21 protein-coding genes are annotated in these 27,000 nt (G+C 64.2%); 3 read left to right on the top strand and 18 right to left on the bottom strand.

Translation table 11 applies throughout. The features are described from left to right. Nucleotides 1-13 precede the first annotated feature (13 nt). Nucleotides 14-3,448, top strand: a complete 3,435-nt coding sequence (rne, locus tag QWY74_RS04935) for a ribonuclease E (RefSeq protein ID WP_290313912.1) — start codon at nucleotides 14-16, stop codon at nucleotides 3,446-3,448. A gap of 123 nt (nucleotides 3,449-3,571) precedes the next feature. Here rne and murB read toward each other — a convergent pair whose 3' ends face one another. From murB to QWY74_RS04900, 7 genes are all read right to left on the bottom strand, one after another. Further along, nucleotides 3,572-4,588 (bottom strand): UDP-N-acetylmuramate dehydrogenase, encoded by a 1,017-nt coding sequence (gene murB, locus QWY74_RS04930; RefSeq protein WP_290313911.1) that lies wholly within the window; start codon nucleotides 4,586-4,588, stop codon nucleotides 3,572-3,574. Then, nucleotides 4,585-5,064 carry a low molecular weight protein-tyrosine-phosphatase gene (locus QWY74_RS04925; RefSeq protein WP_264825601.1) on the bottom strand — a complete coding sequence of 160 codons (480 nt, stop codon included), beginning with the start codon at nucleotides 5,062-5,064 and terminating at the stop codon, nucleotides 4,585-4,587. Before QWY74_RS04925 ends, murB begins: the two co-directional genes overlap by 4 nt. Further along, the gene (gene kdsB / locus QWY74_RS04920; RefSeq protein WP_264825600.1) at nucleotides 5,061-5,834 is read right to left on the bottom strand and encodes a 3-deoxy-manno-octulosonate cytidylyltransferase; all 774 of its coding nucleotides are present in this window, start codon (nucleotides 5,832-5,834) and stop codon (nucleotides 5,061-5,063) included. Before kdsB ends, QWY74_RS04925 begins: the two co-directional genes overlap by 4 nt. 10 nt (nucleotides 5,835-5,844) lie before the next feature. Further along, nucleotides 5,845-6,054 (bottom strand): Trm112 family protein, encoded by a 210-nt coding sequence (locus QWY74_RS04915; RefSeq protein ID WP_264825599.1) that lies wholly within the window; start codon nucleotides 6,052-6,054, stop codon nucleotides 5,845-5,847. Between the two features lie 60 nt (nucleotides 6,055-6,114). Continuing rightward, on the bottom strand, nucleotides 6,115-7,107 hold the full coding sequence (lpxK, locus tag QWY74_RS04910; RefSeq protein ID WP_264825598.1) for a tetraacyldisaccharide 4'-kinase: 993 nt from the start codon (nucleotides 7,105-7,107) through the stop codon (nucleotides 6,115-6,117). Further along, complete coding sequence (gene msbA / locus QWY74_RS04905) at nucleotides 7,104-8,810, bottom strand: lipid A export permease/ATP-binding protein MsbA (protein WP_264825647.1); 1,707 nt, start codon at nucleotides 8,808-8,810, stop codon at nucleotides 7,104-7,106. Before msbA ends, lpxK begins: the two co-directional genes overlap by 4 nt. A gap of 71 nt (nucleotides 8,811-8,881) precedes the next feature. Next, the gene (locus QWY74_RS04900; RefSeq protein ID WP_264825597.1) at nucleotides 8,882-11,194 is read right to left on the bottom strand and encodes a DNA internalization-related competence protein ComEC/Rec2; all 2,313 of its coding nucleotides are present in this window, start codon (nucleotides 11,192-11,194) and stop codon (nucleotides 8,882-8,884) included. A 131-nt stretch (nucleotides 11,195-11,325) separates the two neighbouring features. On the opposite strand from QWY74_RS04900, the gene QWY74_RS04895 reads away from it, so the two are divergent. Continuing rightward, complete coding sequence (locus QWY74_RS04895; protein ID WP_264825595.1) at nucleotides 11,326-11,886, top strand: DUF2062 domain-containing protein; 561 nt, start codon at nucleotides 11,326-11,328, stop codon at nucleotides 11,884-11,886. On the opposite strand, the gene QWY74_RS04890 is transcribed toward QWY74_RS04895, so the two are convergent. The 5 genes from QWY74_RS04890 to secA all read right to left on the bottom strand — a co-directional run bounded on the left by QWY74_RS04890 (nucleotide 11,887) and on the right by secA (nucleotide 19,048). Continuing rightward, complete coding sequence (locus tag QWY74_RS04890; RefSeq protein ID WP_264825594.1) at nucleotides 11,887-12,612, bottom strand: ABC transporter ATP-binding protein; 726 nt, start codon at nucleotides 12,610-12,612, stop codon at nucleotides 11,887-11,889. Further along, entirely contained in the window at nucleotides 12,605-13,846 is a 1,242-nt protein-coding gene (locus QWY74_RS04885) for a lipoprotein-releasing ABC transporter permease subunit (RefSeq protein WP_264825593.1), read from the bottom strand. The genes QWY74_RS04890 and QWY74_RS04885 overlap by 8 nt, the downstream gene beginning before the upstream one ends. Before the next feature lie 149 nt (nucleotides 13,847-13,995). Further along, nucleotides 13,996-14,943, bottom strand: coding sequence for a Nudix family hydrolase (locus QWY74_RS04880; protein ID WP_290314011.1), 948 nt, complete (start codon nucleotides 14,941-14,943; stop codon nucleotides 13,996-13,998). 100 nt (nucleotides 14,944-15,043) lie between these two features. After that, nucleotides 15,044-16,273 carry a bifunctional glutamate N-acetyltransferase/amino-acid acetyltransferase ArgJ gene (argJ, locus tag QWY74_RS04875; protein ID WP_264825592.1) on the bottom strand — a complete coding sequence of 410 codons (1,230 nt, stop codon included), beginning with the start codon at nucleotides 16,271-16,273 and terminating at the stop codon, nucleotides 15,044-15,046. 48 nt (nucleotides 16,274-16,321) lie between these two features. Next, the gene (gene secA / locus QWY74_RS04870; RefSeq protein WP_264825590.1) at nucleotides 16,322-19,048 is read right to left on the bottom strand and encodes a preprotein translocase subunit SecA; all 2,727 of its coding nucleotides are present in this window, start codon (nucleotides 19,046-19,048) and stop codon (nucleotides 16,322-16,324) included. Nucleotides 19,049-19,586: 538 nt separating this feature from the next. On the opposite strand from secA, the gene QWY74_RS04865 reads away from it, so the two are divergent. After that, nucleotides 19,587-20,048, top strand: coding sequence for a DUF721 domain-containing protein (locus tag QWY74_RS04865; RefSeq protein WP_264825588.1), 462 nt, complete (start codon nucleotides 19,587-19,589; stop codon nucleotides 20,046-20,048). Nucleotides 20,049-20,177: 129 nt separating this feature from the next. Here the strand turns inward: QWY74_RS04865 and lpxC are convergent, their stop codons facing one another. The 6 genes from lpxC to murC form a co-directional block, all read right to left on the bottom strand. Next, nucleotides 20,178-21,089: a UDP-3-O-acyl-N-acetylglucosamine deacetylase gene (gene lpxC, locus QWY74_RS04860; RefSeq protein ID WP_264825587.1), complete on the bottom strand. Its 912-nt coding sequence runs from the start codon at nucleotides 21,087-21,089 to the stop codon at nucleotides 20,178-20,180. A gap of 110 nt (nucleotides 21,090-21,199) precedes the next feature. After that, complete coding sequence (gene ftsZ / locus QWY74_RS04855) at nucleotides 21,200-22,405, bottom strand: cell division protein FtsZ (protein ID WP_264825585.1); 1,206 nt, start codon at nucleotides 22,403-22,405, stop codon at nucleotides 21,200-21,202. Nucleotides 22,406-22,439: 34 nt separating this feature from the next. Next, nucleotides 22,440-23,729, bottom strand: a complete 1,290-nt coding sequence (gene ftsA, locus QWY74_RS04850; protein ID WP_264825584.1) for a cell division protein FtsA — start codon at nucleotides 23,727-23,729, stop codon at nucleotides 22,440-22,442. A gap of 198 nt (nucleotides 23,730-23,927) precedes the next feature. Next, entirely contained in the window at nucleotides 23,928-24,653 is a 726-nt protein-coding gene (locus tag QWY74_RS04845; protein WP_264825583.1) for a cell division protein FtsQ/DivIB, read from the bottom strand. Continuing rightward, nucleotides 24,650-25,570: a D-alanine--D-alanine ligase gene (locus QWY74_RS04840; protein WP_264825582.1), complete on the bottom strand. Its 921-nt coding sequence runs from the start codon at nucleotides 25,568-25,570 to the stop codon at nucleotides 24,650-24,652. Before QWY74_RS04840 ends, QWY74_RS04845 begins: the two co-directional genes overlap by 4 nt. Then, entirely contained in the window at nucleotides 25,567-26,985 is a 1,419-nt protein-coding gene (gene murC / locus QWY74_RS04835) for a UDP-N-acetylmuramate--L-alanine ligase (protein ID WP_264825645.1), read from the bottom strand. The genes QWY74_RS04840 and murC overlap by 4 nt, the downstream gene beginning before the upstream one ends. Nucleotides 26,986-27,000 lie beyond the last annotated feature (15 nt).

Raw genomic sequence — 27,000 nt, 5'->3', positions numbered from 1 at the left:
ATTGCGAGACACCATGAAACGGATGCTCATCAATGCGACCCAGCCCGAGGAGTTGCGGGTCGCTCTGGTCGATGGACAACGCCTTTACGACCTGGACATCGAATCCGGTGCCCGGGAACAGAAAAAAGCCAACATCTATCGTGGCAAGATCACCCGGGTCGAACCCTCTCTGGAAGCGGCCTTTGTTGATTTCGGTGCCGACCGCCACGGCTTTTTGCCGCTCAAGGAAATCTCCCGCGAGTATTTCGTCAAAGAGCCTTCGGGCCGGCCCAGCATCAAGGAAGTCCTCAAGGAAGGCCAGGAAGTCATTGTCCAGGTCGACAAGGAAGAGCGTGGCAACAAGGGCGCTGCCCTGACCACCTTCATCAGCCTGGCCGGACGCTTCCTGGTACTGATGCCCAACAACCCGCGGGCCGGCGGTATTTCGCGGCGCATCGAGGGCGATGAGCGCGCCCAGCTCAAGGAAGCCATGTCCGAGCTGACGGTCCCCGACAAGATGGGCCTGATCGTGCGCACGGCCGGCATCGGCCGATCTTCGGAAGAACTCCAGTGGGACCTCGACTACCTGGTGCAGGTCTGGGAGTCGATCACCGGCGAAGCGACCAAGCGCCCAGCTCCCTTCCTGATCTATCGCGAGTCCAACGTGATCATTCGCGCCATGCGCGACTATCTGCGTCCGGATATCGGGGAAGTCCTGATCGACAGCGAGAAGGTCCACGAGGAAGCCCTGACCTTCATACGCCAGGTCATGCCCTCCTATCAGCAGAAGATCAAGCGCTACGCCGATGAAGTGCCGCTGTTCTCACGCTTCCAGATCGAGTCGCAGATCGAGACCGCCTACGAGCGAGAGGTCAAGCTGCCCTCCGGTGGTTCCATCGTCATCGACCATACCGAGGCACTGGTGTCCATCGACATCAACTCGGCACGTGCCACGCGCGGCAGCGACATCGAGGAAACCGCGCTGCAGACCAATCTCGAGGCTTCCGACGAGATTGCCCGGCAGCTGCGCCTGCGCGATATCGGCGGCCTGGTGGTCATCGATTTCATCGACATGAGCCCGGCGCGCAATCAGCGCGAGGTCGAGAACCGCGTGCGCGATGCCCTCAAGATCGACCGCGCCCGGGTGCAGATTGGCCGCATCTCGCGCTTCGGTCTGATGGAGATGTCGCGCCAGCGCCTGCGCCCCTCCCTGGGCGAGACCAGCGGTGTGGTCTGCCCGCGTTGCGATGGCCAGGGGACGATCCGCGATGTTCGCTCGATCTCGCTGTCGATCATGCGCCTGATCGAAGAAGAAGCCATGAAGGAACGCAGCGCGCAGATCCGCGCCATCCTGCCGGTTCCGGTGGCGACCTACCTGCTGAACGAAAAGCGCGGCATGCTCGCCGACATCGAGCAGCGCCAGCAAGTGCGCGTGGTCCTGCTACCCCATCCTGACATGGATACGCCGCACTATGATGTGCAACGCCTGCGTGACGACCATGTCGATGACGAAGGTGGCGTGCAATCCAGCTTCGAGCTCTCCATGGACACCGAGGTGGGTCGCGAGCCCGAGGCGGCCTTCGGCAAGCCCGTCAAGCGCGACGAGGCAGCGGTGACCACCGTGGAGCACAACGAACCGGCCCCAGCTTCCCTGCAGCAGGATAACGCCAGCCAACCGGCCGCTACCGCCAAGCCGGAGGCCGCACCGGTCACTACCACGACGCCGGCCACTCAGCGCAGTGGTGTCGTGGGACGCCTGATCAAGGGGTTCACCCGTCTGATCAATGGTGAAGCCGATTCCAGGACAAGCACCGGAACCAGCGGCACCGGCGGCACCACCGATCAACAGCCGCAGGCCCGCGACAGCGGTAACCAGCGCCAGAATCAGGGCTCGCAGGGCAGCAGCAACCAGAATCGTCAACGCAATCGTCGCGGCTCGTCCTCCGGCCGTGGCGGTAGCAGCCGCCAGGATAGTCATCAGGAGAACCGCGGCAACAACGCGACTCAGGGCGATGACAGCAAGGCCGACCAGCAGAGCCGCAATCAGCGCGGCAACCGCGGAGGTCGTCAGGAAGACAATCGCGGCAAGTCGGGAGCTGCGTCCAAAACGTCCGACAAACGTGACGGCAAAACCGACAACAGCAAGACGGACAATAGCAAGTCGGATGGCCGCAACTCGAGCGGTAAGAACCAGGGCAAAGCCTCCGACAACCGTGCCAAGCCGGACAACAAGGGGCAGAGCAACAAGCCCCAGGAAGGGCAAGCCAAGTCCGGGGATAGTCGCAAGTCCAAAGCGGAAGCGAAGCCGTCCGCCGAGGCGAGCACTGCCGGCAGCAAGCGTGATGACAACAAGCAGCCGGCCAGTGGCGGTTCCGACAAGCCCAAGCGGACGCGAAATAATCCGCGCCAGCGCAGTCGTCAGCATGCACTGAACCCCAAGGCTGAAGCCGAACAGAAGCGTCTGCAGGAAGAAGCTGCTCAGCAGGACGCATCCTCCGAGCCCAAGGCCGAGGCCAAGCCTGAACCGAAGGCAGAGGCCAAGCCCGAGCCCAAGGCAGAAGCCAAGCCTGAACCGAAGGCAGAAGCCAAGTCCGAGCCCAAGGCAGGGGCCAAGTCCGAGCCCAAGGCAGAAGCCAAGCCCGAGCCGAAGGCAGAGACCCAGTCCGAGCCGAAGGCAGAGGCCAAGTCTGAACCGAAGGCAGAAACCAAGTCCGAGCCCAAGGCAGAAGCCAAGCCCGAGCCCAAGGCCGAGGCCCAGTCCGAGCCCAAGGCAGAAGCCAAGCCCGAGCCGAAGGCAGAAGCCAAGCCCGAGCCGAAGGCAGAGGCCAAGTCTGAACCGAAGGCAGAAACCAAGTCCGAGCCCAAGGCAGAAGCCGAGCCCAAGGCCGAGGCCCAGTCCGAGCCCAAGGCAGAAGCCGAGCCCAAGGCCGAGGCCCAGTCCGAGCCCAAGGCAGAAGCCAAGCCCGAGCCGAAGGCAGAAGCCAAGCCCGAGCCCAAGGCAGAAGCCAAGCCTGAACCGACGGCAGAAGCCAAGCCTGAACCGAAGGCAGAAGCCAAGCCTGAACCGAAGGCAGAAGCCAAGCCTGAACTGAAGGCAGAAGCCAAGGCTGAACCGAAGGCAGAGGCCAAGCCTGAACCGAAGGCAGAGGTCAAGTCGGAGCCGAAGGCAGAGGCCAAGCCCGAGACCAAGCCCGAGACCAAGGCCGAGGCCAAGGCAGAGCCCAAGCCTGAACCGAAGGCAGAAGCCAAGGCAGAGGCCAAGTCGGAGCCGAAGGCCGAGACCAAGCCCACGTCAGAGGCGCCGACCTCAACCGCGTCTGACAAGGCCGCTGACAAGACGCCGGCTCAGGCAGGGAGCGAGGCAACGCCCGCCGCCTCTCGCAAGCGTCGTCGCCGAGCTCATAATGATCCCCGCGAGCTGCGCAAGCGAGAGCAGGACGCCAAGCGCCAGGAAGGTGGCGCAGGCTGAGACCACCCGCACCTGACGCGAAAAAGCGCCCGCTGCCGATCGGCAGCGGGCGCTTTTGCATCATGAGCGTTCAACAGCGCCGTTGGTCTTCATAAAAGCGACGACGGGCCGCCGCTATCAGCGTCAGCCTGGGTCGATGATGCGGCGCGGTTCGCGCTGCAGCGTGACCCCGAAGCGCTGTTCGACGCGCCTTGCCACCATCTCGGCCAGCTCCAGCAGCTCTGCCGCCGTCCCGCCCCCATGATGAACCAGTACCAGAGCCTGGCGATCATGGACGCCAAAATGACCATGACGCCAACCCTTGAGGCCACACTGGTCGATCAACCAGCCCGCGGCCAGCTTGACGCCATCCGGCTGAGGAAACTGAGGCATATCGGGGTAGCTGACCCGCAGGGCGTCGGCCTGGGCCCGGGGCACCACCGGATTGGTGAAGAAACTGCCCGCATTGCCCAGCACGGCGGGATCCGGTAGCTTCTCGCGGCGTGTGGCACATACGGCCCGGGCCACTTCCAGGGGGGTCGGAGCTGCCGAGACCCGCTGCGCCAGGTCGCCATAATCGAGACGCGGAGTGGCCCGGCGCGACAACCGCAGGATCAGGCCGGTAATCACGAACTGACCGGCCAGCTCCCGCTTGAAGAGACTGTCGCGGTAACCAAAGGCGCACTCATCGGCCGACATCCAGCCGGCGCGGCCATCCTGGAGCGACACGACGCGAACGGCTTCCAGCACATCCGCCAGCTCGACCCCGTAGGCTCCAATGTTCTGGATCGGTGCCGCACCGCAATGGCCGGGAATCAGGGCTAGGTTTTCGATGCCCCAGAGCCCCCGGCCCGCCATGGCCATTACCAGCTCGTGCCAGACCACTCCGGCATCGACCTCGATCCTCGGCGTATCGCCCTGCTCAAGCCAGCGCCAGGCGTTCATGGCCGGCTGAATGACCAGCCGGGAAAGCCTCGACGGCAGGATCACATTGCTCCCGCCACCCAGTACCAGCGGCGCCAGGCCCTCCTGCTGTGCCAGACTCAGCGCCTCGCTCAGCGTGGCCTCAGAACTCGGCGCCACGAAACGCGCGGCATGACACGGCAGCCCCAGGGTATTGAGGCCCGCAAGGTCATGCTCGACGCGCACCTCGAGGCTCAAGACGAAGCCTCCAGGCGCTCTCTGAGACTGGCCATCAATCCTTCGCTGGCACGATCGAGCAGCTCCATCATCTCTTCGAAGCCACGCTCGCCACCGAAGTAGGGATCGGGAACGGGCGTGTCGCTGAGGCCGGCAAAGTCCAGGAAGAGCCCGACATGGGCACGGCACTCGGCAGGCCGGCGCCTCTGCAGGACAGCCAGATTGTCGTGGTCCATGGCCAGCAGATAATCGAAGCTCGCGAAATCGTTCGCCGTCAGGGTACGTCCGCGAAGATGTTCAATGTCCAGGCCGCGACCGGCCGCCGCTTTGCGGGCTCTCGGATCGGGGGGCTCGCCCACATGCCAGGCGCCGACCCCACAGGAATCGACCTCGACCCGGTCCGCGAGACCGGCTGCCTCCAGTTTGTGGCGCAACATCCCCTCCGCGGTCGGCGAGCGACAGATGTTGCCCAGACAGACGAAGAGTACACGAATCATGCATCGGCTCCCTGAGCGTTGATCCATTGGCGGACCCGTTCCAGGTCCTCGACGGTATCCACCCCGGCTGGATTGGGTTCCCGGGCCAGTCCCACCTGAATGGCATGGCCATGATGCAGGGCGCGCAATTGTTCCAGCTGCTCCAGCTGTTCGAGCGTCGACGGTGACCAGCCAAGGTACTCGGCCAGAAAGCCCGCCCGGTAGGCGTAAATGCCGATATGACGCAGCCAGGCATCGGTTTCGAGATGCTCCGGCGCCTTGGTAAAGGCATGGCGATCCCATGGAATCGGTGCCCGCGAGAAATACAGCGCCCGCCCGGAAGCCTCGCGAACCACTTTCACCGCATTGGGATTGAACAGCGACTCGACATCGGTAATGGGCTCGGCGAGCGTGGCGATGGAAGCCCCGCTGTCATCGAACAGGCGCTGGGCAACCTGGTCGATCAGGGCCGGCGGAATCAGCGGCTCATCTCCCTGTACATTGACCAGCACGGCATCATCGGGCAGCGCCAGGGTGTCGGCGACCTCCGCCAGGCGGTCGGTGCCCGAGGGGTGGTCCGCGCGGGTCATCACCACCTCGGCCTCCAGGCCGTCGAACACCTCGCCGATGCGCTGGTCATCGGTGGCGATCACCACACGCCCGGCCGAGCTCTCACAGGCGCGACGCCAGACATGCTTGACCATGGGCTCACCGGCAATGTCCAGCAGCGGCTTGCCCGGCAGACGGGTAGAGGCGAAGCGTGATGGAATGACGACAATGAAATCCTGCATCGGCGACTCCTCAGGGTCCGTCCGGGCGCCCGCGGGACGCCGGAAGCTTTTCGTCGACATCCATCTGCCGCGCATCATCGGGCAGCATGACCGGAATCCCGTCGCGCACCGGATAGGCCAGGCCGTCATAGCGACACAGCAGTTCATCGGCCTCGCGGTCGTATTTCAGCTTGCCCTTGCAAAGCGGGCACACCAGCATTGCCAGCAATTCCTTGTCCATCGCATCGCCTCCATGAGCGTTGTCGGCCATTCTCGGGGATGGCACGGGTTCGAAACAGGGTCACAGCCTTGCCAGGCGCGCCGCCAGCCAGTCGACGAAGGCGGGGTCGGGGTGCGCCTCTACATCCAGACTCCAGGCATCCCGGGTCAGTTCGCGGCATTTGACCGCATCCTTGGCCGTCATCACCAAACTGCGCTGGTCGCCGAAAGCCAGGTCGGCGGGGGTAAACCGATGATGGTCGGCAAACGCATGCGGCACATAGTCGACGCCCAGTTCATCCAGGGTGGCAAAGAAGCGAGCCGGCCGACCGATGCCCGCCAGGGCGTTGACCGTGCCGCTGAATGGCAGGGGCAACAGGGGCTGCGGCATGCCCTCCGTCAGCGAGCGCCAGGCGATCGGCGTGAGCTGCATGCCGTGACTGGCCACGGGCAAGCCCTGCTGCAGCTCGCCGGTGACCAGCACCGCATCAACCTGATGCAGACGCTCCACCGACTCGCGTAGCGGGCCGGCCGGCAGACAGCGGCCATTGCCCAGGCCGCGCTGACCGTCCACCACCAGCAGTTCCAGGTCGCGCTCCAGGGCCAGATGCTGCAGGCCGTCATCACTGATGAGGATATCGCAGCCGGCCTCCAGCAGACACTGACCACCCCGTGGACGGCGCGGGTCCACGACAACCGGACACCCAGTCTGGTCGGCCAGCATGCGTGGCTCGTCGCCGCTCTCAGCCACCGGCGTGCGCGGCGTCAACCGCAAGGGGTAACCGGCCGCCCGGCCTCCATAGCCGCGAGACAGGATACCCGGCGACCAGCCCGACTCGCTCAGGTAGCGCGCCAACCAGGCCACCAGCGGCGATTTTCCGGTACCGCCCAGGGTAATATTGCCGACCACGATCACCGGCACCGGCGCCCGCCAAGTGTCACGCCGCCCTGCCCCGTAGGCCCTCGCGCGGTGCTGGACGACCCGTCGATAAAGCCATTCCAGAGGGCGTAGCGCCTTCAGCCAGGCCTGCCCCGTATAAGCGGCCTCCAGCCAACGCTCGGCCAGTCGGCTCATGCCGGCTCGATCTCCTGAAACTGCAGCCGATGCAGGGCGGCATAGGCGCCGTCTTTCGCCATCAGCTGGGCATGACTGCCCTGCTCGACGATCTGTCCGGCTTCCATGACCAGGATGCGATCGGCCCGCTCGATGGTCGAGAGTCGGTGGGCGATGACGAATGTGGTGCGACCGCGGCAGACCTCTTCCAGTGCCGCCTGGATATAGCGCTCGGACTCGGTATCCAGTGCCGAGGTGGCCTCATCCAGTACCAGCAAGGGCGCATCCTTGTAGATCGCCCGGGCAATCGCCAGGCGCTGACGCTGACCGCCGGACAGCATCAGGCCGTTTTCGCCCACCACGGTGTCATAGCCCTCGGGCAGCGCCTCGATGAAGGCGTCTGCATGGGCCGCTCGCGCCGCGGCCTGAATGGCCTCCGGACTGGCCTCGTCCATGCCGTAGGCAATGTTGTCGGCGATACTGGCATTGAACAGCGTGACCTGCTGGGACACCAGGGCGATGCAGCGGCGAAGCGGCGCCAGCTGGAAGTCCTCCAGGGGGACCCCGTCGATCAGAATGCTGCCCTGAGTCGGGTGATAGAAGCGTGGCAGCAGGCCCATCAGGGTCGACTTGCCACTGCCCGAGCGGCCGACGATGGCCACCATTTCACCGGGGGCGACCTCGAGGTCTATGCCCCTGAGCACTTCGGGTTGATTCTCGCCATAGGCGAAGTGGACCCTGTCGAAGCGTACATGCCCCTCGAGGCGCCCGGGGTGACGATCGCCGCCATCGGCCTCCAGGGGCTCCTCGAGCAGACCAAAGAGCTCGCCCGCCGCGGCAATACCCTTTTGCACGATGGCATTGACCTCGGTGAGCTGGCGCACCGGCTTGGCCATCAGCGAGGCCGCGGTAATGAAAGCCACGAACTCGCCGGGCGTCATGTTGGCCATCAGCGCCGGTGACATGGCCAGCCACACCAGACCGGCCAGGGCCAGCGCCACCAGCAGCTGGATGACCGGTGTGCTGGTGGCCTTGGTCAGGGCCTCTTTCATGCTCTGCTGGCGATTGGCCTCGCTGGCCTCTGCAAAGCGCGACTTTTCATAGGGCTCGGCGCCATGGGTACGCACCACGCGGTAGCCCGACAGAGCCTCGGAAGCCACATGGGTCACATCGCCCATGGAGCGCTGAATGCGTTGCGAAATCCGGCGAAAGCGCTTGCTGGCGTAGCTGACCACCCCGCCGATCAGGGGCGTCACTGCCAGAAACAGCAGGGTCAGCATCCAGTTGGTCCAGAGCAGGTAGGCCACCAGGCCGATGACGAAAAAGCCCTCGCGCAGGATGATGGTAATGGCCTTGGTCGCCGCCCCGGTGACCTGCTCCACGTGATAAGTGACCCGCGAGACCAGGTGCCCGGAGGAATGGGTGTCGAAAAATTGTCCGGGCAAGTGAAGCATGTGATTGAAGACGTCACAGCGCAGCGCATGGACCAGGTTTCGGGCAACATGGGTCATGAAGTAGGTACCGAGGAAAGTGCCCATGCCGCGAAAGGCGAACATACCGACGACGAACAGAGGCAGCCACATGCGGAAAGCGGCATCCGGATCCTGAATGCCGTCGATCAGACGCTTCATCATCTCGGCCAGGGCGGTACTGGAGGCGGCGTACAGCATGTAACCCACGATGGCCAGCGAGAAGGCTTTCCAGTGCGGCCTGACATAGCCCATCAGACGCTTGTAGAGAGTCCAGCCGGAATATTCGCTCACGGTGTCTCCGCTCGAGTGGATAGGGCGCGGGATCAGCGCTTGCCTGACGCCGATTCTACCGCAAGGCAGTCCTGCCCGACACCGCCATTGCGGCCAGGGCCCGGCCGGGGCGGACCCGGGCCATGGGACGCACCACCGGCGGTCTCAATGCTCGGCACCGCACCATCCGCCAGGTGCAGCGTCACGGCACCATCCTGGGCGGTACTCCATTGACAGCTACCGGCACGACGAAAACGCCGCACTACCTCGTCGGCCGGGTGCTCGAAGCGTCCATCGAGGGCGGCACTGTAGATGACGACGCCGGGGTCAAGGCGGCTCACCAGAGTTGGCCCCGAGCTGGTACGACTGCCATGGTGCCCCGCCACCAGGACAGAAATGCCGGCCTCCATGCGCGCCACAAAGCTGCGTTCCACCCGGCGACCGACATCCCCGGGGATCAGCAACCGGTGCGAGCCGGTGCGCACCAGCAGCACACAGGAACGGTCATTGCGGGACAAGCCGCGCAGCGTCTCGGGAGGCCACAGCACACGGAAGGCCACCCCGTCGCGATGCCAGCTCTGCCCCGTATGACAGGGTTGAAAGGCCACCGGCAGGTCCGCCTCGGCAGGGGCCAGATAACGCGCCACCGCATGCTGTTCCTCTAGAGCCTGGAGGCCGCCAGCATGATCCCGGTCGCCATGGCTGACCAGGACGTCATCGAAATACTGGCCCGGCGGCCAGAGGGATTCCAGCGGCATGAAGCCGGAGCCGAAGCGCGGCCCGGTGTCCACCAGCAGCCGGTAGTCGCGGGTTCGCAGCTCGACCAGTTGCCCCTGGCCGACATCATGCACCCTTACCCGCAGCTCGCCGGCTGGAAGCGGCTCTGCCTTCGGCCAGGCCAGGCCGAGGATCACCAGGCCGGTCAACAGGCCCCGCCAACTGCCGGCCAGGCCAGGAAGCGCCCAGGCCAGCCCGCCCAGCGCCAGCCCGAAGGCCAGTGGCAAGCGTCGTGGGGCAGCGGGTTCCCAGAGCGGCGAGACGGCCACACCGAACTCAAGCAAGGCGGCCAGGCTCTCGCTGAGCATCGCGAAGAGGGTCCAGCAGGCTGACGACAAGGGCGGCAGCCAGGCCAGCAACCAGCCCGCCAGGCCCAGCGGCACCAGGAGGCTGCTGACCAGCGGCACGGCCACCAGATTGATCAGCGGGGCGGCCGGTGCCACGCGTCCAAACGCCAGCAGGACGGCGGCGGCCATGATCGGCGCCAGCAGGCACTGGGTTCGCACCAGGGCCAGGCACCAACCGGTTGCGCCCTGCGGCCTGGTTCGCCCCTGCCAGATGACGATCAACACGGCCACGGCCACAAAGGATAGCCAGAACCCGGGCCGCCAGGCCGACAGCGGGTCGATCAGCAGCACCACGGCCAGGGCCAGCCACCAGGCTTGCCAGGCACCAGGGGCGTGACGGCCACTGGCCACCCAGAGCCCCACCAGGGCCATGACCAGGGCGCGCAGCGCTGGCGCCTCGAGACCGGCCAGGAGCGCATAGCCACAGGCGCAAAGCCCGGCAGCCCACCAGGGCCAGATTGCCAGGCGCCAGTTGCCGGGGCGCAAGGCACGCGCCAGGCCACGGCAGAGCAGCAGGCTAAAGGCCGCCACCAAGCCGATATGCAGGCCGGAGATGACCACCAGGTGCGTGGTGCCGGTGGCATTAAGCAAGTCCCAGTCATCCCGGGTGAGCTGGTCTTCGGCACCCAGCGTCAACGCGGCCAGCCAGCGTGCGGGCCGGGCGCCCAGGTCCTGCGCGGCAAGATGCGACAGTGCACGGCGATGCACGGAAGGTGACGCCTTCGCCAGACGCCGGGGAGGTGGCGAGGCGCGCAGATACCCGGTGGCCTGAATGCCTTCACGCCACAGCCAGCCTCGATAATTGAAGGTCCCGGGGTTGCGGAATCCCGAAGGGGGGCGCAGGCGCGCCGTGAAGCGCCAGCGCTCACCGGCCCGGATCTTCGGCCCCTGATAGACGCTCAGCCGCGCACGCGACAGGTTCCGACAGGAAGGCAGTTGCGCCCTCATCGGGCGACACGCCTCGACCCTAAGGTCAAGACGCGCCATCCCCGCCTGGCGGGAGACAGCCTCGACCTCGGCGTCGAGCCGCACCTCCTGACGACTTAGGCCCGGCGCCAGCTCGCCGTCGATGACCGCCAGCACCCGCACCGCCACCAGCAGGACGACACCTGCCAGAGCCAGTCCTCGCCAGCGACGCTGCGCTAGTGCACACAGCCCCGCCAGCGCAACAAGCTGAAGCCAGGCCGCAGCGGCCAGAGCCGCGACCACAATGCCCAGCAGCGTCGCCAGTGCCAGTGGCATGGCCCATCCATATCGCATCGCGTCATCCATGACCGGCTGAATTTACCGTCTCGCCTGTCGGCTGGCCGACATGGCAGGAGACCTGCCTTGTATGGATAATAGACGCTGATTCGACCCTTGGGGCTCCCCTCATGCCGCGCCGACTGTTGCAGCGTTACCTTCCGCATCCGGAAACCCTCAGGCGCCAACCGTCGCTGCGCTTCATGAGTCAATGGATCGGTGATCCGGCCCTGTGGGTGCTTTCCCGGCGCAGCGTCGCCAATGCCTTCTTCATCGGCCTGTTCTGCGCCCTGCTGCCGATTCCCTTTCAGATGGCCCCGGCAGCGCTTGGGGCCTGGGCCCTGCGGGCCAATCTGCCGCTGTCGATCGCGCTGGTATGGATCACCAACCCCCTGACCATGCCGCTGATTTTCTATGCCAATTATCGGCTGGGGGCCTGGCTGCTGGATGCGCCGCCGAGACAGGCCCCGGACGGCCTGTCGACGCGCTGGATTGCCGAGCAGATGCTCGACATTCTGCCGGCACTGGCCCTGGGGTCTCTGGTCGCGGCGCTGGTCTGTGGTCTAGTGGGTAGCCTGGTGGTCCGGCTGGTGTGGCGCTGGCAGGTCGTCAGGAGCTGGAAGCGCCGTGCCGCTCGACGGCGGCACTGGCGCAGCAAGGGGCCGCCGAAGAGTGGCGGGCCCGACAGCTAGTCAGTCGCTGCCGGTCTGATCGCTGAGGCGACCGGCGTCCAAGCGCAGCACCCGATCCTGGTGGGCGGCAAGGCCGGGGTCGTGCGTCACGATGACAAAGGCACAGGCGGCCGAGGCAGAGAGTTCGTCCATCAGCCCCAGAATGCTGGCGGCGGTGGTCTGGTCGAGGTTGCCGGTGGGCTCGTCCATCAGCACCAGGCTTGGGTCGGTGACCAGAGCCCGCGCAATGGCCACGCGCTGTCGCTCGCCCCCGGACAACTCCCCCGGCTTGTGATCGGCCCGATCGCGCATGCCGACCCGGTCAAGAATCTGCATGGCACGTTGCTCGGCCTGGCGCTTGCGCTGACCGCGCACGATCAACGGCAGGGCCGCATTCTCGATGGCCGTGAACTCGGCCAACAGGTGATGGAACTGGTAGACGAAACCGATGTGTTGATTGCGGAAGCGCCCCAGCGCGGCATCGCCCAGGCTGTGCAACACCTGGCCGGCCACCCGAACCTCGCCATGACTAGGACGATCCAGCCCGCCCAGCAGGTTGAGCAGCGTCGTCTTGCCCGAGCCCGAACTGCCGACCACGGCGACCCGCTCACCGGCGCGGACTCGAAGCTCGAGTGCATCGAGCACGGTCAGGTCATGAGGGCCCTCACGATAGGTCCGAGTGAGGTCACGACACTCGAGCATGTAGTCGGCGGTCGCCTGCGCGGATTTCTTCGCCGTATCATTCATAGCGCAGCACCTCCGCGGGTTGCACCCGAGCCGCTCGCCAGGCTGGGTAAAGCGTCGACAGGAAGGTCAGGACAAAAGCCGCCAGCACGATATTGCCCACATCGGACCAGAGCAGCTGCGACGGCAGGTCGCTGATGAAGTAGACACCGGCATCCAGGAAGTGAACCCCCAGGGTCGACTCGACGAAGGCGATGATGTCGGAGATCGTCAACGCCAGCAGAACTCCCAGCCCGACCCCGATGAGAATGCCGATGATGCCGATGGTCAGCCCCTGCACCATGAAGATCCCCATGATGGAGCGAGGCGTGGCGCCGATGGTGCGCAGGATGGCGATATCGGCATGCTTGTCGGTGACCACCATGACCAGGGTGGAGACAATATTGAAGGCGGCCACTGCCACGATCACGGTGAGCAGCAGGCCGATCATGCGCTTCTCCATCTGGATGGCCTGGAAGAGGTTGCCGCGGCTGTGAGTCCAGTCCAGGCCCCGATAGCCGGTGCCCAGTTCATTGATGACCGACTGGGTCACGCTACCGGCTTTGAACAGGTCATCCAGCTCCAGGCGCAGCCCGCCCACGGCATCGCCCATACGGGCCAGGGTCTGCATGTCCTCGATGTGGGCGTAGGCCAGATTGGCATCGAGATCCGCGCCGACCTGAAACAGGCCACTGACGGTAAAGCGCTTGAGGCGCGGGAAGACACCCGCCGGCGTGATCGATGCCTCGGGCACCAGCAGCGTCACGCTGTCGCCGACGCCGACGCCGAGTTGGCGGGCGAGCGCCGAGCCCAGGACCACCTTCCACTCCCCGGGGGCCAGATCGTCCAGACTGCCCTGGGTCATGTGGTCACCGACGATCGACACCCGACGCTCCCAGTCGGGCTTGATGCCGTTGACCATGGCCCCCTGGTTGCGGCCGTCCACGGCGAACATGCCCTGCTGCTGGATGTACGGAGCCGCGCCGACGACATGTTCGCGCTCGCTCAGGCGCTCGGCCAGGGACTGCCACTCGGTCATGCCGGCGGGTTTTTCGATCTGAGTATGCGGCACCATGCCCAGAATACGGGTGCGCAGCTCCCGGTCAAAGCCATTCATGACCGAGAGCACCAGAATCAATACCGCCACGCCCAGGGTCAGGCCCAGCATGGAGGTCAGGGAGATAAAGGAGATAAAGTGGTTGCGCCGCTTGGCGCGCACATAGCGCAGCCCGAGCAGTAGTGGCAGACGATCCAGCATATCAGCGTTCCTTCTCGGCGGACGCTCATGGTAAGGCTTTTCGGGGTCGGCTGCACCGCCCCGACCGGGGATTTACGCTTTCCTTGCACGATCCCCGGGAGGCCCCGATTCTCCAGGGCCCCGACGAGGGTTGCACCGCTTGCCGGCGGCTACTTCCAGAAATCGCGGATGGAGGCGATCCCCTGGGCGCCCACGGCTCGCGCGTGATCGGCATCATGGCGGGTCATACCCCCCAGGGCGAAGACCGGCATGCCCGCATGCTCGACCAGTCGCTGAAAATCATGCCAACCGATCGGCGCCACCTCGGGGTGCGAGGGGGTGGTGCGCAGCGGCGACAGGGTCACGAAGTCACAGTCGATGCGATGCGCATGGTCGAGCTGTGCATGATCATGCGTCGAGGCGGCCAGCCATTTGTCGGCGGCGATGGGCCGACGCTCCAGGCTCATCAGGCGCTGGCTGGTCAGGTGAATACCGTCGGCATCGACGCGCTCGAGCAGCTCCGGCTCACCATTGAGGAGCAGGCGCGCCTCGTGACGGCGACACAACGCCAGGGCCTTCTCGGCCCGTGCGATATAGGCGGCTTCGTCGAGGTTCTTGGCCCTAAGCTGAACCAGACGCACGCCGTCTTCGCGCATGGCACGCGCCAGTCGCTCCAGAAAGACGTCATCCTCGTCTTCATCGGCACTGATCAGGTACTCGGTGGGCAGCATGACGGCACGCAGGATCGGCAGGTTGGCCGCCGGAAACGGATAGCCATGCAGATCCTTCATGGGCACCCAGCGCACTGCCTGGCCCTCGCGACCGAAGGGCTCGCCGGCAAAGTCGTGGACCTGCCAGACATCCAGCAGCACATGCTTGTCGGCATATTCGTGATGGATGCGAATCAGCGGCTGGGCACGACAAATCTCGATGCCCATTTCCTCGTGCAACTCGCGCTTCATGGCTTCCAGGCCGGTCTCGTAGGGCGCCAGCTTACCGCCGGGAAATTCCCAGAGGCCGCCCTGGTCAACATTGGAGGGGCGTCTGGCCAGCAGTACTTCGCGCCCATCGGCGCTGATGATGGCGGCAGCCGCCACATGCACCCTTCTTTTCACCATTGCGTTCATTCACCTATCCAACGTTTCCACCTGGTACGGTGGCAATTGCTATGAGGCTTGTCAGTCTCGATTGACAAGGCATGCACTGAGCGGGACCCGATCAAGTGCGATAGTCCGCATTGATGGCAACGTACTCACGGGTCAGGTCCGTGGTCCATACGGTGGCCGCTCGCTGGCCGCGGGCCAGATCGATGCGAATCCCGATTTCTTCCTGCGCCATGACTTCACTGCCGGCCTCCTCGGTATAGCCCGGCGCACGCCCGCCCTGCTCGACTAATCGCACACTACCCAGGTCGATTGTCACCCGGGAGACATCGAAGTCGACCACGGGTGCGCGGCCCACGGCAGCGAGGATCCGCCCCCAGTTGGCGTCGCTGGCTGCCATGGCGGTCTTGACCAGCGGCGAATGAGCCACCGTAAAAGCCACGTCGAGCGCTTCCTGACGGGTCACGGCACCATCCACCTGCAGGGTGACGAACTTGGTGGCGCCCTCGCCGTCGCGCACAATTGCCTGAGCCAGTTCGTTCATGACGCGCTGCAGGCCATCACGAAAGACGGCCAGGCGCTGGGGGTCGTCGACCGCCGGGCCACTTCCGGTAGCAATGAGCATACAGGCGTCATTGGTAGAGGTATCGCCGTCCACCGTGATGCAATTGAAGGAGTGGTCCACGGCCTCGCGCAGCAGTTCATCGAGCACCCCGGGTGGAATGGCGGCGTCCGTGGCGACAAAGCCCAGCATGGTCGCCATATTGGGTTGGATCATGCCCGACCCCTTGCTGATGCCATTGATGGTGACGGTCTCGTCTCCCATGGCAATGGTCAGGCTGGCCCCCTTGGGGCGGGTATCCGTGGTCAGAATCCCTTCGGCCGCGGCCTGCCAGCCCGCCGTTCCATCATCCAGGCCCCGCAATGCAGCGGGCAGACCGGCCAGCAGACGGTCCATGGGCAGGGTTTCACCGATCACGCCGGTGGAGAACGGTAATACCGCGCTTTCATCGACGTCCACCAGGCCGGCGAGCTCGGCACAGGTGGCCCGGGCATCACGCATCCCTACTTCGCCGGTACCGGCATTGGCGTTCCCCGTGTTGATCACCAGGTAACGCGGCGCGGCGTCTCGCAGGCGGCAGGCCTGGAGATGCTCTCTGGCCACCGTCACTGGCGCGGCGCAAAAGGCGTTGCGCGTAAAGGTGCCCGCCACGGTTGCCCCCTCGGGCACCTCGATCACCACGAGGTCCCGACGCTGGGCGGTCTTGATACCCGACATCGCGGTGCCGAGCCTGAGCCCCTCGATGCGGGGCATTTGCGGAAAATTGGCCATACCCACAGGCATGCTGGGATCTCCTCATGTTCTGGTCGGCGGCAGGTTACGAGACGCGAGTTAACTCAGCTTGCCGCAGCACTGCTTGAACTTCTTGCCCGAGCCACAGGGACAGGGGTCATTGCGGCCGACCTTGGGCCCTTCGCGACGTGCCGGACGCGTCTCTTCCGCAGCCTCTGGCGCCCCGGTCTCCGCCCCAGCGCTCTGCGTGTCTTCATCGCGCCGGCTGTCCGCAGCCGCCTGCTCGCGCTCCAGGGCTTCACGACGCTGACGTTCCAGCTCTTCGACTTCCTCGGGCTGACGTACCTTGACGTGGCTGAGGATCCGCGTGACATCGGCCTTGATATTGGTCAGCAGCAACTGAAAGAGCTCGAAGGCTTCGCGCTTGTATTCCTGCTTGGGGTTCTTCTGGGCATAGCCGCGCAGATGGATACCGCGCCGCAGATGATCCATGGATTGCAGGTGCTCTTTCCAGCGGGTGTCCAGCACCTGCAACATCACCTGTTTCTCGAAACGACGCATCAACTCGGGACCGGCGGTCTCGACCTTTTCCTCGTAGGCCTGTCGATGCATGGCATGCAGCTGTTCGCGGAGCTGCTCCTCGTTGAGCCGCTCATCGTTTTCCGACCACTCGACCACCGGGGCATCCAGGTTGAACTCGTTCTTGAGATGATCCTGCAGCCCGGCGAGGTCCCACTGTTCCGGCAGGCTCTGGGGTGGCACGAAACTGCTGATGGCCTCGTCGAGAACTTCCTGACGAATGCCGATGACATTCTCGGACACATCGTCGGCGCCCAGGATGTTATTGCGCTGCTCGTAGATCACGCTGCGCTGGTCGTTGGCCACATCATCGTATTCAAGAAGCTGCTTGCGGATATCGAAGTTGCGCCCCTCGACCTTCTTCTGAGCGCGCTCGACCGCATTGGACACCATCTTGTGCTCGATGGCCTCGCCCTTCTCGAGCCCCATGGCCTGCATCATGCGCTGCACCCGATCCGAGCCGAACAGCCGCATGAGGCTGTCCTCGAGGGACAGGAAGAAGCGTGTGGAGCCCGGATCCCCCTGACGTCCGGAGCGACCGCGCAGCTGGTTGTCGATGCGCCGTGATTCGTGACGCTCGGAGCCGATGACGTGCAGGCCGCCGGCTTCCAGAACAGCGTCGTGACGCTGCTGCCATTCGCTCTTCAGACGTTCGAGGTCGGCTTCGCTGGGGTTATCGAGCTTGGCCGCCTCGGCCTCCCAGTTACCGCCCAGGACGATATCGGTACCGCGGCCGGCCATGTTGGTGGCGATGGTGATCGCGCCGGGGCGCCCGGCCTGGGCAATCACCTCTGCCTCGCTCTGGTGCTGCTTGGCATTGAGGACATTGAACTCGAGTCTGGCGCGGTTCATCAGCTCGGCCAGGTACTCGGAAGTATCGATGGAGGCCGTACCCACCAGCACCGGGCGGCCCTGAGCGGTCTGCTCTTTGACATCCTCAATGATGGCGTCAAACTTCTCCTCGCCGCTCAGATAGACCAGGTCATTGTGGTCCTTGCGGATCAACGGCCGGTTGGTGGGAATCACCACGACGTCGAGGCCATAGATCTGACGGAATTCGAAGGCTTCCGTGTCCGCGGTGCCGGTCATGCCGGACAGCTTGTCATAAAGACGGAAGTAATTCTGGAAGGTGGTCGAGGCGAGAGTCTGGCTCTCGCGCTGCACCGTGACCCCTTCCTTGGCTTCGACCGCCTGATGGAGTCCTTCCGACCAGCGACGACCGGGCATGCTGCGGCCGGTATGTTCGTCGACGATCACCACCTGGCCGTCATCAACGATGTAGTCCACGTCGCGATGATAGAGATGCCGGGCGCGCAGTGCCGAGTGCATGTGCTGCAGCAGGTTGAGGTTCTGTGCCGAATACAGCGAGTCTTCGGCCCCCAGAAGACCTTCCTCGCGCATCACCTCCTCAACGCGATGGTGACCGCCTTCGGTCAGTTCCACCTGCTTCTGTTTCTCATCCAGCGTGAAGTCGCCGCTCTCCGGGTCTTCCTCGTCTTCACACACGGTCAGCGACGTCGCCAGCCGGTCCACTACGCGATAGAGCTCGGTGTTTTCATCCACCGCCCCGGAAATGATCAGTGGCGTACGCGCCTCATCGATCAGGATCGAGTCGACCTCGTCGACAATAGCAAAGTATAGGTCCCGCTGAACCTTGTCTTCCAGCGAGAAGGCCATGTTGTCGCGCAGGTAGTCGAAACCGAACTCGTTGTTGGTGCCGTAGGTAATGTCACAGCCATAGGCATGGCGTTTCTGTTCGGGGCTCTGACCGGCATAGATGGTACCCACGGTAAGCCCCATGGCTTCATACAAGGGGCGCATCCAGTCGGCATCACGGCAGGCCAGGTAATCGTTGACCGTCACGACGTGGACGCCCTTGGCCGGCAGGGCATTGAGGTACACGGCCAGGGTGGCCACCAGTGTCTTGCCCTCGCCGGTCTTCATCTCGGCGATGCGACCGTTGTGCAGCGTGACGCCGCCGACCATCTGTACATCGAAGTGGCGCATGCCCATGACACGTTTGCTCGCCTCGCGCACGGTGGCGAAGGCCTCGGGCAGCAGGTCGTCGAGGGACTCGCCGTTGTTCAGGCGCTCGCGAAAACGTTGCGTACTGGCCTTGAGGGTCGCGTCATCGAGGCCCTCGTATTCCGTCTCGAGCGCATTGATGCGCGTCACCATGCGGTTCATGCGCTTGACTTCACGGTCGTTCTTGGAGCCGACGACCTTGCGGAGCAGGTTGTTGATCATGAAGGGTCCTGTTGCTGCATAGGGGAAGCGGCCGCCATCCAGGGGCAGCCATTGAATCACTCAAGCAAGCAACGCGCCTGGGGGGCCACGGCGGGTCAGGACATCATGCGCGGCGACTGAACAAAGCGGTGCACGAGGCTGGTGGGGCAAGGCGGACGGGGTGTCGTCATCGTCGCCCGCCGGACGCGATGGCCAGCGAAAGACGGCACGACGCCGCGCGCGCAACTGCGAGCTGGCACGCATCACGGCGGGTGCCAGAATACACATCTGCACGACACGCTCGGTGGCACGCCACTCGGCCTGAGCCAGGCCAGCCGGCAGCAGACATCCGACCAGTAGGCCGGCCAGCCACCACCTGCCCGGCACCCCACGCGGACGCCGCGGGCGCGCGTGCACCGCTGTACGTTGGCTGTCGGCTCCAGGCGTCGCCATGCTGTTGAAGAACTCCCCTGCGTGCTAGTCTCGGATTGTCGAGGGCGCCACGGGGCGCCGCCGCCACCATTCACCCCGTACCGGGGTTGTTCCGAGAATCAGACTGATGAGTATAAAGGTTAAGCGGTTCCGAGCCCAGCCCATGTCGGGGCTTCTGGCAGGTCAAGGCGAACTCGGCAACCTGATGCGCACCGCGCGTCTCATCGAGCGCGCTCAAGCACACCTCCGAGCGCAGCTTTCCGGCGAACTGGGGGAGCACCTGTTCGTCGGTGGCTTTCGCAACGGTCGGCTGACACTGATCACCGACCGTGCCGTCTGGATGACACGACTGCGTTACGAGCAGCCACGCCTGTTGAAGCACCTCCAAGAGCTGGAAGGTTTCGAGGCGGTCACCGGCTTCGACCTCAAGGTTCGCCCCGTGCGGCCGCCCAAGGCACCGCTGCGCCAGACACGCCAGCTACCCGCCCACGCCGCCGACGAACTCTCGAGCTGCGCCAATGACGTCGATGACCCACGCCTGAAGCAGGCACTGGAACGCCTCGCCTCGCATGCTGAGCGTGAGAAGTGAGGGGCAAGGTGTGAGAAGTGAGCCGGTCTGCCATTGATGTCGTGCCCGGCAACATGAAGAAGGCCCGCCAGATGTCTGGCGGGCCTTCTTGGTGAAGCGGGTGGCTTATGGCTCCCGGCGCAACCGGAATCAGGCCATCGCCGGGGCGGCGTAGGAGATGGGCGCCACCTGTGCTTCGTCCTCGAAGGTGACCAGCTCCCAGGCCTGGGGGTTATCGATAAGGGCCCGGCACAGCTGATTGTTCAGGGCATGACCGGATTTCACTCCGCGAAATTCGCCGATCAGGCTGTGGCCTAGCTGGTAGAGATCCCCGATGGCGTCCAGCACCTTGTGCTTGACGAACTCATCGTTATAACGAAGGCCCCCTTCATTCACGATGCGATAGTCATCGACCACGATGGCATTGTCCAGACTACCGCCCAGCGCCAGATTGTTGGAGCGCAGATATTCCAGATCACGCATGAAGCCGAAGGTGCGAGCGCGGGAGACCTCCTTGACGAAGGAGGTAGTTGAAAAGTCGACCGAGGCCGTCTGCTGCTGATCCTCGAAGACCGGATGCTCGAAGTCGATTGAGAAGGACACCTTGAAGCCCTGATGAGGCAGAAAGATGGCCTCCTTGTCTCCATCGCGCAAGACCACTTCGCGCTTGATGCGAATAAACTGCTTAGGCGCCTGCTGTTCGGCGATGCCGGCCGACTGGATGAGGAACACGAAGGGGCCGGCACTGCCATCCATGATCGGAACCTCAGGGGCGCTGACATCGACGAAGGCATTGTCGATGCCGAGCCCAGCCAACGCCGACATCAGGTGCTCGACAGTCGCCACCTTGACACCATCTCGAGACAGGGCAGTACACAGGGTGGTGTCGGTGACGTTCTCGGCACGAGCCGGAATCTGGACTTCCGGCTCCAGGTCGGTGCGCACAAAAATGATGCCGGTGTCGACGGGTGCCGGGCGAAGCGTCAGGTAGACCTTTTTTCCCGAATGCAGGCCGACGCCGGTGGCGCGAATGACATTCTTGAGCGTTCGTTGTCGGATCATGGGCGTTCGCCAGGCAGTCGTTGGTTATCAAACACCGTTCACTATAGCACCGAACGATCGTTTTAACAAAAACATCATCGCAACCACTGCCTCAGCTCGTGAGAGCCAGGTCAGTCAGCCTGGCGACGCAGGAAAGCCGGGATGTCCAGGTAGTCGTCCAACTCCTGGGACTTGCGCGATTCGGGCTGGGCGCGCTGCGACTCCTGAGACTCGGGCTTCGAAGCCGCGGCCGTGCGGCCCTGCTGACCATGCCCCTGAGAGCGGCTGGCAGCGGCCTGCTGACGAATCGCGGCGGCATCGTTGCGCCGAGCGGTCGGCTTCTCGCGGCTGGCTGTGGTCGCCGAAGGCGCCTGACGCTGACCATCCAGGCCAGCGGCAACGACGGTGACACGCAGCTCGTCGCTCATTTCCATGTCGATCGAGGTGCCCACCACGATGGTAGCGTCCTGGGAGGCGAACTCCTGAACAGTGGCACCCACGTCGTTGAACTCGCCGATGGACAGGTCCGGACCGGCCGTGATGTTCACCAGGATGCCACGTGCCCCATGCAAGTCGATATCCTCGAGCAGCGGGCTGCGAATCGCCTTCTCGGCGGCTTCGCGGGCGCGACTCTCGCCGGTGGCCCCGCCGGTGCCCATCATCGCCATGCCCATCTCGGACATCACGGTACGCACGTCGGCAAAGTCGACGTTGATGATGCCCGGGCTGGTAATCAGCTCGGCGATACCCTGGACGGCGCCCAGGAGCACATCATTGGCGGCGCTGAAGGCCGTCAGCAGGCTGGCACTCTTGCCCAGCACGGAAAGCAGCTTCTCGTTGGGAATCGTGATCAGCGAGTCGACATGCTCGGAAAGTTCCTTCATGCCCTCTTCCGCTGCACGCATGCGCTTCGGCCCCTCGAAGGGGAAGGGTCGCGTGACCACGGCCACGGTCAGGATGCCCAGTTCCTTGGCCACCTGCGCCACCACGGGTGCGCCACCGGTACCGGTGCCTCCCCCCATGCCGGCGGTGATGAAGACCATGTCGGCACCACTGAGCAGCTCGGCGATGCGTTCACGATCTTCCATGGCAGCATTACGGCCGACTTCCGGGTTGGCACCGGCGCCCAGCCCCTTGGTAATCTCGCTACCCAGTTGCAGGACCGTCTTGGCCGAGACGCTCTTGAGCGCCTGGGCATCGGTATTGGCGCAGATGAATTCAACGCCCTCGATGCTGCTCTCGACCATGTGGTTGACAGCGTTACCACCGCCGCCACCGACACCAACTACCTTGATAACCGCACTGCTGGATGGTGCGCTATCGACAAGTTCGAACATTTGCCCCGTCTCCTGGGCCGCTGAAGCGGCCCTGTCAAAAATTTCCCTTGAACCAGCTCTTGAGCTTAACCAGCGCTGAGGACCCTTCCTCTGGCCCACGCCGGGAGACATCATTGCGCCTCGTTTGCGCCGGAAGAGCGCCATCCTGCTCTTGCTGCCCCACTCCCTGGCGGTTCTCGTTTAAAGCGTAATGTAGCAAACCGACGCCAGTCGAATAAATCGGGTTGCGAACCACATCGGCCAGCCCACGGACATTCTGCGGGCAAGCGATGCGCACCGGCATGTGGAAGATTTCCTCGGCCAGCTCGACCACGCCTTCCATGCGAGCGGTTCCGCCCGTTAGTACCACGCCGGCTGCCACCAGATCCTCGTAACCGCTTCGCCGCAATTCGTCACGTACAAGCGTGAAAAGTTCCTCGTAGCGCGGCTCGACCACCTCGGCGAGGGATTGCCGCGATAGATCGCGAGCGGCACGGTCGCCAACGCTGGGCACCTTTATCATCTCATCGCCGGAGGCCATCTGGGTCAGCGCACAGGCATACTTGACCTTGATTTCCTCGGCATGCTGCGTGGGGGTCCGCAAGGCCATGGCGATATCGTTGGTCACCTGGTCACCGGCGATCGGAATCACCGCCGTATGACGGATGGCGCCCTCGGTGAAAACGGCGATATCGGTGGTTCCACCGCCGATATCGACCACGCAGACACCCAGCTCGCGCTCATCTTCGGTGAGCACGGCATGACTCGAGGCCAGTTGCTCGAGAATGATGGCATCGACATCGAGACCACAGCGGCGCACGCACTTTTCGATGTTCTGGACGGCATTAAGCGCCGCCGTGACAAGGTGCACCCGTGCCTCGAGGCGAACGCCCGACATTCCAAGCGGCTCGCGAATGCCACCCTGGGTATCAATGGCAAACTCCTGGGGCAGGACGTGCAGCACGCGCTGCCCTTCAGATATTGCCCGGGCGCGCGCCGAATCGATGACTCGGTCGATATCGGCCGAAGCGACTTCACGCTCCTTTATGGCCACGACACCATCGGAATTCATGGAGCTGATATGGCTACCGGCGATGCCGACGTAAACGGAATGAATATCGCAACCGGCCATAAGCTCCGCTTCTTCCACGGCACGCTGAATCGATTGCACGGTGGACTCGATATTGATGACCACACCCTTCTTCATTCCGCGCGAGGGGTGTGAGCCAATACCGGCAATCTCTATTCCGCCATCGTCGGTGGGCTGGCCCACAATTGCGACGACCTTGGACGTTCCGATATCCAGCCCGACAACCATATTGGACACATTGGAAGGACCTGCCATGAGCCGGGAATACTCCTCGAGCCTGACCCGCTAGGGGGAATGCATGATTACCACGAAAAAACTGGGCTAATTATAGGAACAACTCAGGGTATTTCACCAGCCCGTTTGCAAAAAACAATCTTTAACGATACGGCGATTTTCGCGCTAAAGGAACACCGTCAGGCTACGCCATACGTCACTTGCACTCAAAAAAACCGCTTAGCCTTCTTCTGCCTCTGCGTCTTCTACCGGTTCGGTTTCGCCATGCCAGGCAACCGAGACACCGTTCGGGTAACGCAGGTCGATGTAGCGAATGTGCGACGCCCACTGCCCCAGCTCTCGCTGCCAGGCGGCTTCGAATCGACCCAGGCGGCCATCGCGCTGACTGCGCCCCAACATGACCCAGATACCATCGTCCAGCTGCAGGCGCCACGCGCCCCTAGCCTCCAGACGAAGCTGGTAGACCCCTAGACCGACGTCATCCAGCCGCGACACCAGGGTATCGTGGTATGCCAGGACCTCCGGGCCGCTTCCGGCAGGGCCGGAGAGGTCCGGCAGCCCCTGCGGCGGCGTCACCGGTTCGTGGCGAAACGGCTGGCCTTCGGTGTTGAGCAGGCGGCCATCACTCCAGCGTGCCACGGGACGCTGCTCTTCGAGCTCGAAACGCAGGGCGTCGGGCCATTCACGGTGAATGCGCACCTCCTTGAGCCAGCCAATGTCACGCGCATTATCGCGCATGGCATCGATATCCACCGACAGCCAGCTCTGCCCCTGAACCAGGGGCGCCAGCTGGTTGCGCAGGTATTCAGCGCTGACATGGCGCAAATCGCCGCTGATCGACACCCGCTCGATGGGGCGGTCCAGCCACACCCAGAGGGTACGCCCGGCCGCCCCGAGCAGCACCACCAGCAGCAGAACACCTACAAGGGTAGAAGAGCGCGTCATCCGCCACACCGGTCGGCCGTATCAAGAATGCGCATGACCAGACTGTCGAAGTCGATCCCGGCAAAGGCGGCGGCCTGGGGCACCAGGCTATGATCCGTCATCCCCGGGATGGTATTGACCTCGAGCAGCCAGAAACCGCCCTGGTCATCACGCATGACATCCACACGCCCCCATCCCTTGCCACCGATGGCCTCGAAGGCCCGCAGGCAGAGATCGGCGAGCTCGGCCTCCTCGGCATCGGTCAGGCCACAGGGCAGATGGTAGAGCGTATCGTTGGACAGGTACTTGGCTTCATAGTCGTAGAAGCCACTGGGCACTTCGACCCGTATCGCCGGCAAGGCCCTGTTGCCCAGCACCGACACCGTATATTCGCCGCCCCGCACGAAGCGCTCCGCCATCACGCGGGCATCATAGCGGGCGGCATCACGATAGGCAGCGGCCAGTTCCGCAGCGCTTTCGACAATGGTGATGCCCAGGGTCGAGCCTTCATTGACCGGCTTGACAATCAGCGGCAGGCCCAGGCGCTCGGCGACCTCTTCCCAGTCGGAATGCTCTTCGAGCATCACGCATTCAGGGGTGGGCAGCCCCATGGCCTGCCAGACCAGCTTGGTGCGCTGCTTGTCCATGCCCAGCGCTGAGGCCAGGACACCACTGCCCGTGTAGGGAATGCCCAGCAGTTCGAGGGCGCCCTGCATGGTGCCATCCTCGCCACCACGCCCATGCAGCGCGATAAAGACGCGATCGGGGGCCAGGGCTTCCAGACCGGCCAGGCCACCCTCGGCCGGATCGAAGGCGATTGGCGCCAACCCCTGACGCTTGAGGGCCGCGCACACGGCCTCCCCGCTTTTCAGGGAGACTTCCCGCTCGGCGGACTCGCCGCCGTTCAATACCACTACCCGTCCATGGTCGATGGTCATAAGGTTACCTCATCAAGCATTAGCCGCGCGTCACAGAGCTGCTGTGCGATACCGCCCACATCTCCGGCGCCCTGGGTGATCAGGATATCACCGGGACGCAACAGCTTGCTCAACAGATCCGGCAGCTCGGCCTTGTCCTGCACAAAGATGGGATCGACATCGCCACGCTGACGAATCGAGCCAGCCAGGGTTCGCCCATCGGCCCCGGGGAGAGGGGATTCACCGGCACTGTAGACATCCAGCAGCAGCAGGGTGTCAACACCGGCCAGGACCCGGACAAAATCCTCGTAGAGCTCACGGGTCCGCGAATAGCGATGCGGCTGATAGACCATCACCAGGCGACGCTGAGGCCAGCCATCGCGAACGGCCTTGATGACCATTTCCACTTCCCTGGGATGATGGCCGTAATCGTCCACCAGCATGACCTCACCGCCGCCCTGCGGCGCCGGAAAATGGCCATGTACCTGGAAGCGCCGGCCGACACCGGCGAAACTGGCCAGGCCGTGCAGAATCGCCTCGTCAGCGACACCGGCATCGCTGGCCACGGCAATGGCCGCCAGGGCATTGAGCGCATTGTGTTCGCCGGGCATGGCCAGGCACACAGCCAGAGGCGCCTGACCGGCTGGCCGGCGTACACGGAAACGGACTTCCCCGGCATCCTGAACGAAGTCCTCGAGCCGGTAGTCGGCATCCTCGCTGAAGCCATAGGTGACAAACTGGCGATTGAGGCGCTCGATGAGCCCTCGCACATTGGCATCATCGATGCAGAGCACCGCCAGACCATAGAACGGCAGATTATGCAGAAACTCGACAAAGGTGGCCTTGAGACGCTCGAAGTCCCCCCCATAGGTGGCCATGTGGTCGGCATCGATATTGGTGACAATGGCCAGCAGGGGCTGCAGGTGCAGAAAGGACGCATCCGATTCGTCGGCCTCGGCGACCAGGTACTCGCCCTCGCCGAGGCGCGCATTGACCCCGGCACTGGTCAGGCGCCCTCCGATGACGAAGGTCGGATCCATGCCGCCCTCCCCCAGCAGGGTCGCTGTCAGGCTGGTGGTGGTGGTCTTGCCGTGTGTGCCGGCCACGGCGATGCCATGGCGGAAACGCATCAGCTCGGCCAGCATCTCGGCACGCCGCACCACCGGCACGCGATGTTCGTGGGCCCAGCGGATTTCCGGATTGGTCTCGTCGACGGCCGTTGAGACCACGACGACATCGGCATCCTGCATGTTGGCCGCGTCATGGCCAATGGCCACCTCGATACCGCACTGGCGAAGATGCTCGACCACCGGTGACACCTTGAGGTCACTACCGCTGACCACATAGCCCTCGTTGGCCAACACCTCGGCAATACCGCACATGCCGGCCCCGCCGATGCCGACGAAATGAATCCGCCGGATCCGCCGCATCCCCATGCCGCGCCCTCGGCG

Origin of the sequence: Halomonas almeriensis (genome assembly GCF_030409235.1) — a bacterium.
Classification (GTDB): domain Bacteria; phylum Pseudomonadota; class Gammaproteobacteria; order Pseudomonadales; family Halomonadaceae; genus Halomonas; species Halomonas almeriensis.
This window is presented reverse-complemented; position numbering and strand designations above follow the sequence as displayed.

Coding starts and splice junctions, on each gene's coding strand:
- murC (WP_264825645.1), bottom strand. CDS start 26,985: ATGGGGATGCGGCGGATCCGGCGGATTCATTTCGTCGGCATCGGCGGG.
- QWY74_RS04915 (WP_264825599.1), bottom strand. CDS start 6,054: ATGGACAAGGAATTGCTGGCAATGCTGGTGTGCCCGCTTTGCAAGGGC.
- QWY74_RS04880 (WP_290314011.1), bottom strand. CDS start 14,943: ATGGTGAAAAGAAGGGTGCATGTGGCGGCTGCCGCCATCATCAGCGCC.
- msbA (WP_264825647.1), bottom strand. CDS start 8,810: ATGGGCTATGTCAGGCCGCACTGGAAAGCCTTCTCGCTGGCCATCGTG.
- ftsZ (WP_264825585.1), bottom strand. CDS start 22,405: ATGTTCGAACTTGTCGATAGCGCACCATCCAGCAGTGCGGTTATCAAG.
- QWY74_RS04925 (WP_264825601.1), bottom strand. CDS start 5,064: ATGATTCGTGTACTCTTCGTCTGTCTGGGCAACATCTGTCGCTCGCCG.
- QWY74_RS04845 (WP_264825583.1), bottom strand. CDS start 24,653: ATGACGCGCTCTTCTACCCTTGTAGGTGTTCTGCTGCTGGTGGTGCTG.
- rne (WP_290313912.1), top strand. CDS start 14: ATGAAACGGATGCTCATCAATGCGACCCAGCCCGAGGAGTTGCGGGTC.
- kdsB (WP_264825600.1), bottom strand. CDS start 5,834: ATGCAGGATTTCATTGTCGTCATTCCATCACGCTTCGCCTCTACCCGT.
- ftsA (WP_264825584.1), bottom strand. CDS start 23,729: ATGGCAGGTCCTTCCAATGTGTCCAATATGGTTGTCGGGCTGGATATC.
- argJ (WP_264825592.1), bottom strand. CDS start 16,273: ATGCCTGTGGGTATGGCCAATTTTCCGCAAATGCCCCGCATCGAGGGG.
- lpxC (WP_264825587.1), bottom strand. CDS start 21,089: ATGATCCGACAACGAACGCTCAAGAATGTCATTCGCGCCACCGGCGTC.
- lpxK (WP_264825598.1), bottom strand. CDS start 7,107: ATGAGCCGACTGGCCGAGCGTTGGCTGGAGGCCGCTTATACGGGGCAG.
- QWY74_RS04840 (WP_264825582.1), bottom strand. CDS start 25,570: ATGACCATCGACCATGGACGGGTAGTGGTATTGAACGGCGGCGAGTCC.
- QWY74_RS04885 (WP_264825593.1), bottom strand. CDS start 13,846: ATGCTGGATCGTCTGCCACTACTGCTCGGGCTGCGCTATGTGCGCGCC.
- QWY74_RS04865 (WP_264825588.1), top strand. CDS start 19,587: ATGAGTATAAAGGTTAAGCGGTTCCGAGCCCAGCCCATGTCGGGGCTT.
- secA (WP_264825590.1), bottom strand. CDS start 19,048: ATGATCAACAACCTGCTCCGCAAGGTCGTCGGCTCCAAGAACGACCGT.
- QWY74_RS04890 (WP_264825594.1), bottom strand. CDS start 12,612: ATGAATGATACGGCGAAGAAATCCGCGCAGGCGACCGCCGACTACATG.
- QWY74_RS04895 (WP_264825595.1), top strand. CDS start 11,326: ATGCCGCGCCGACTGTTGCAGCGTTACCTTCCGCATCCGGAAACCCTC.
- QWY74_RS04900 (WP_264825597.1), bottom strand. CDS start 11,194: ATGCCACTGGCACTGGCGACGCTGCTGGGCATTGTGGTCGCGGCTCTG.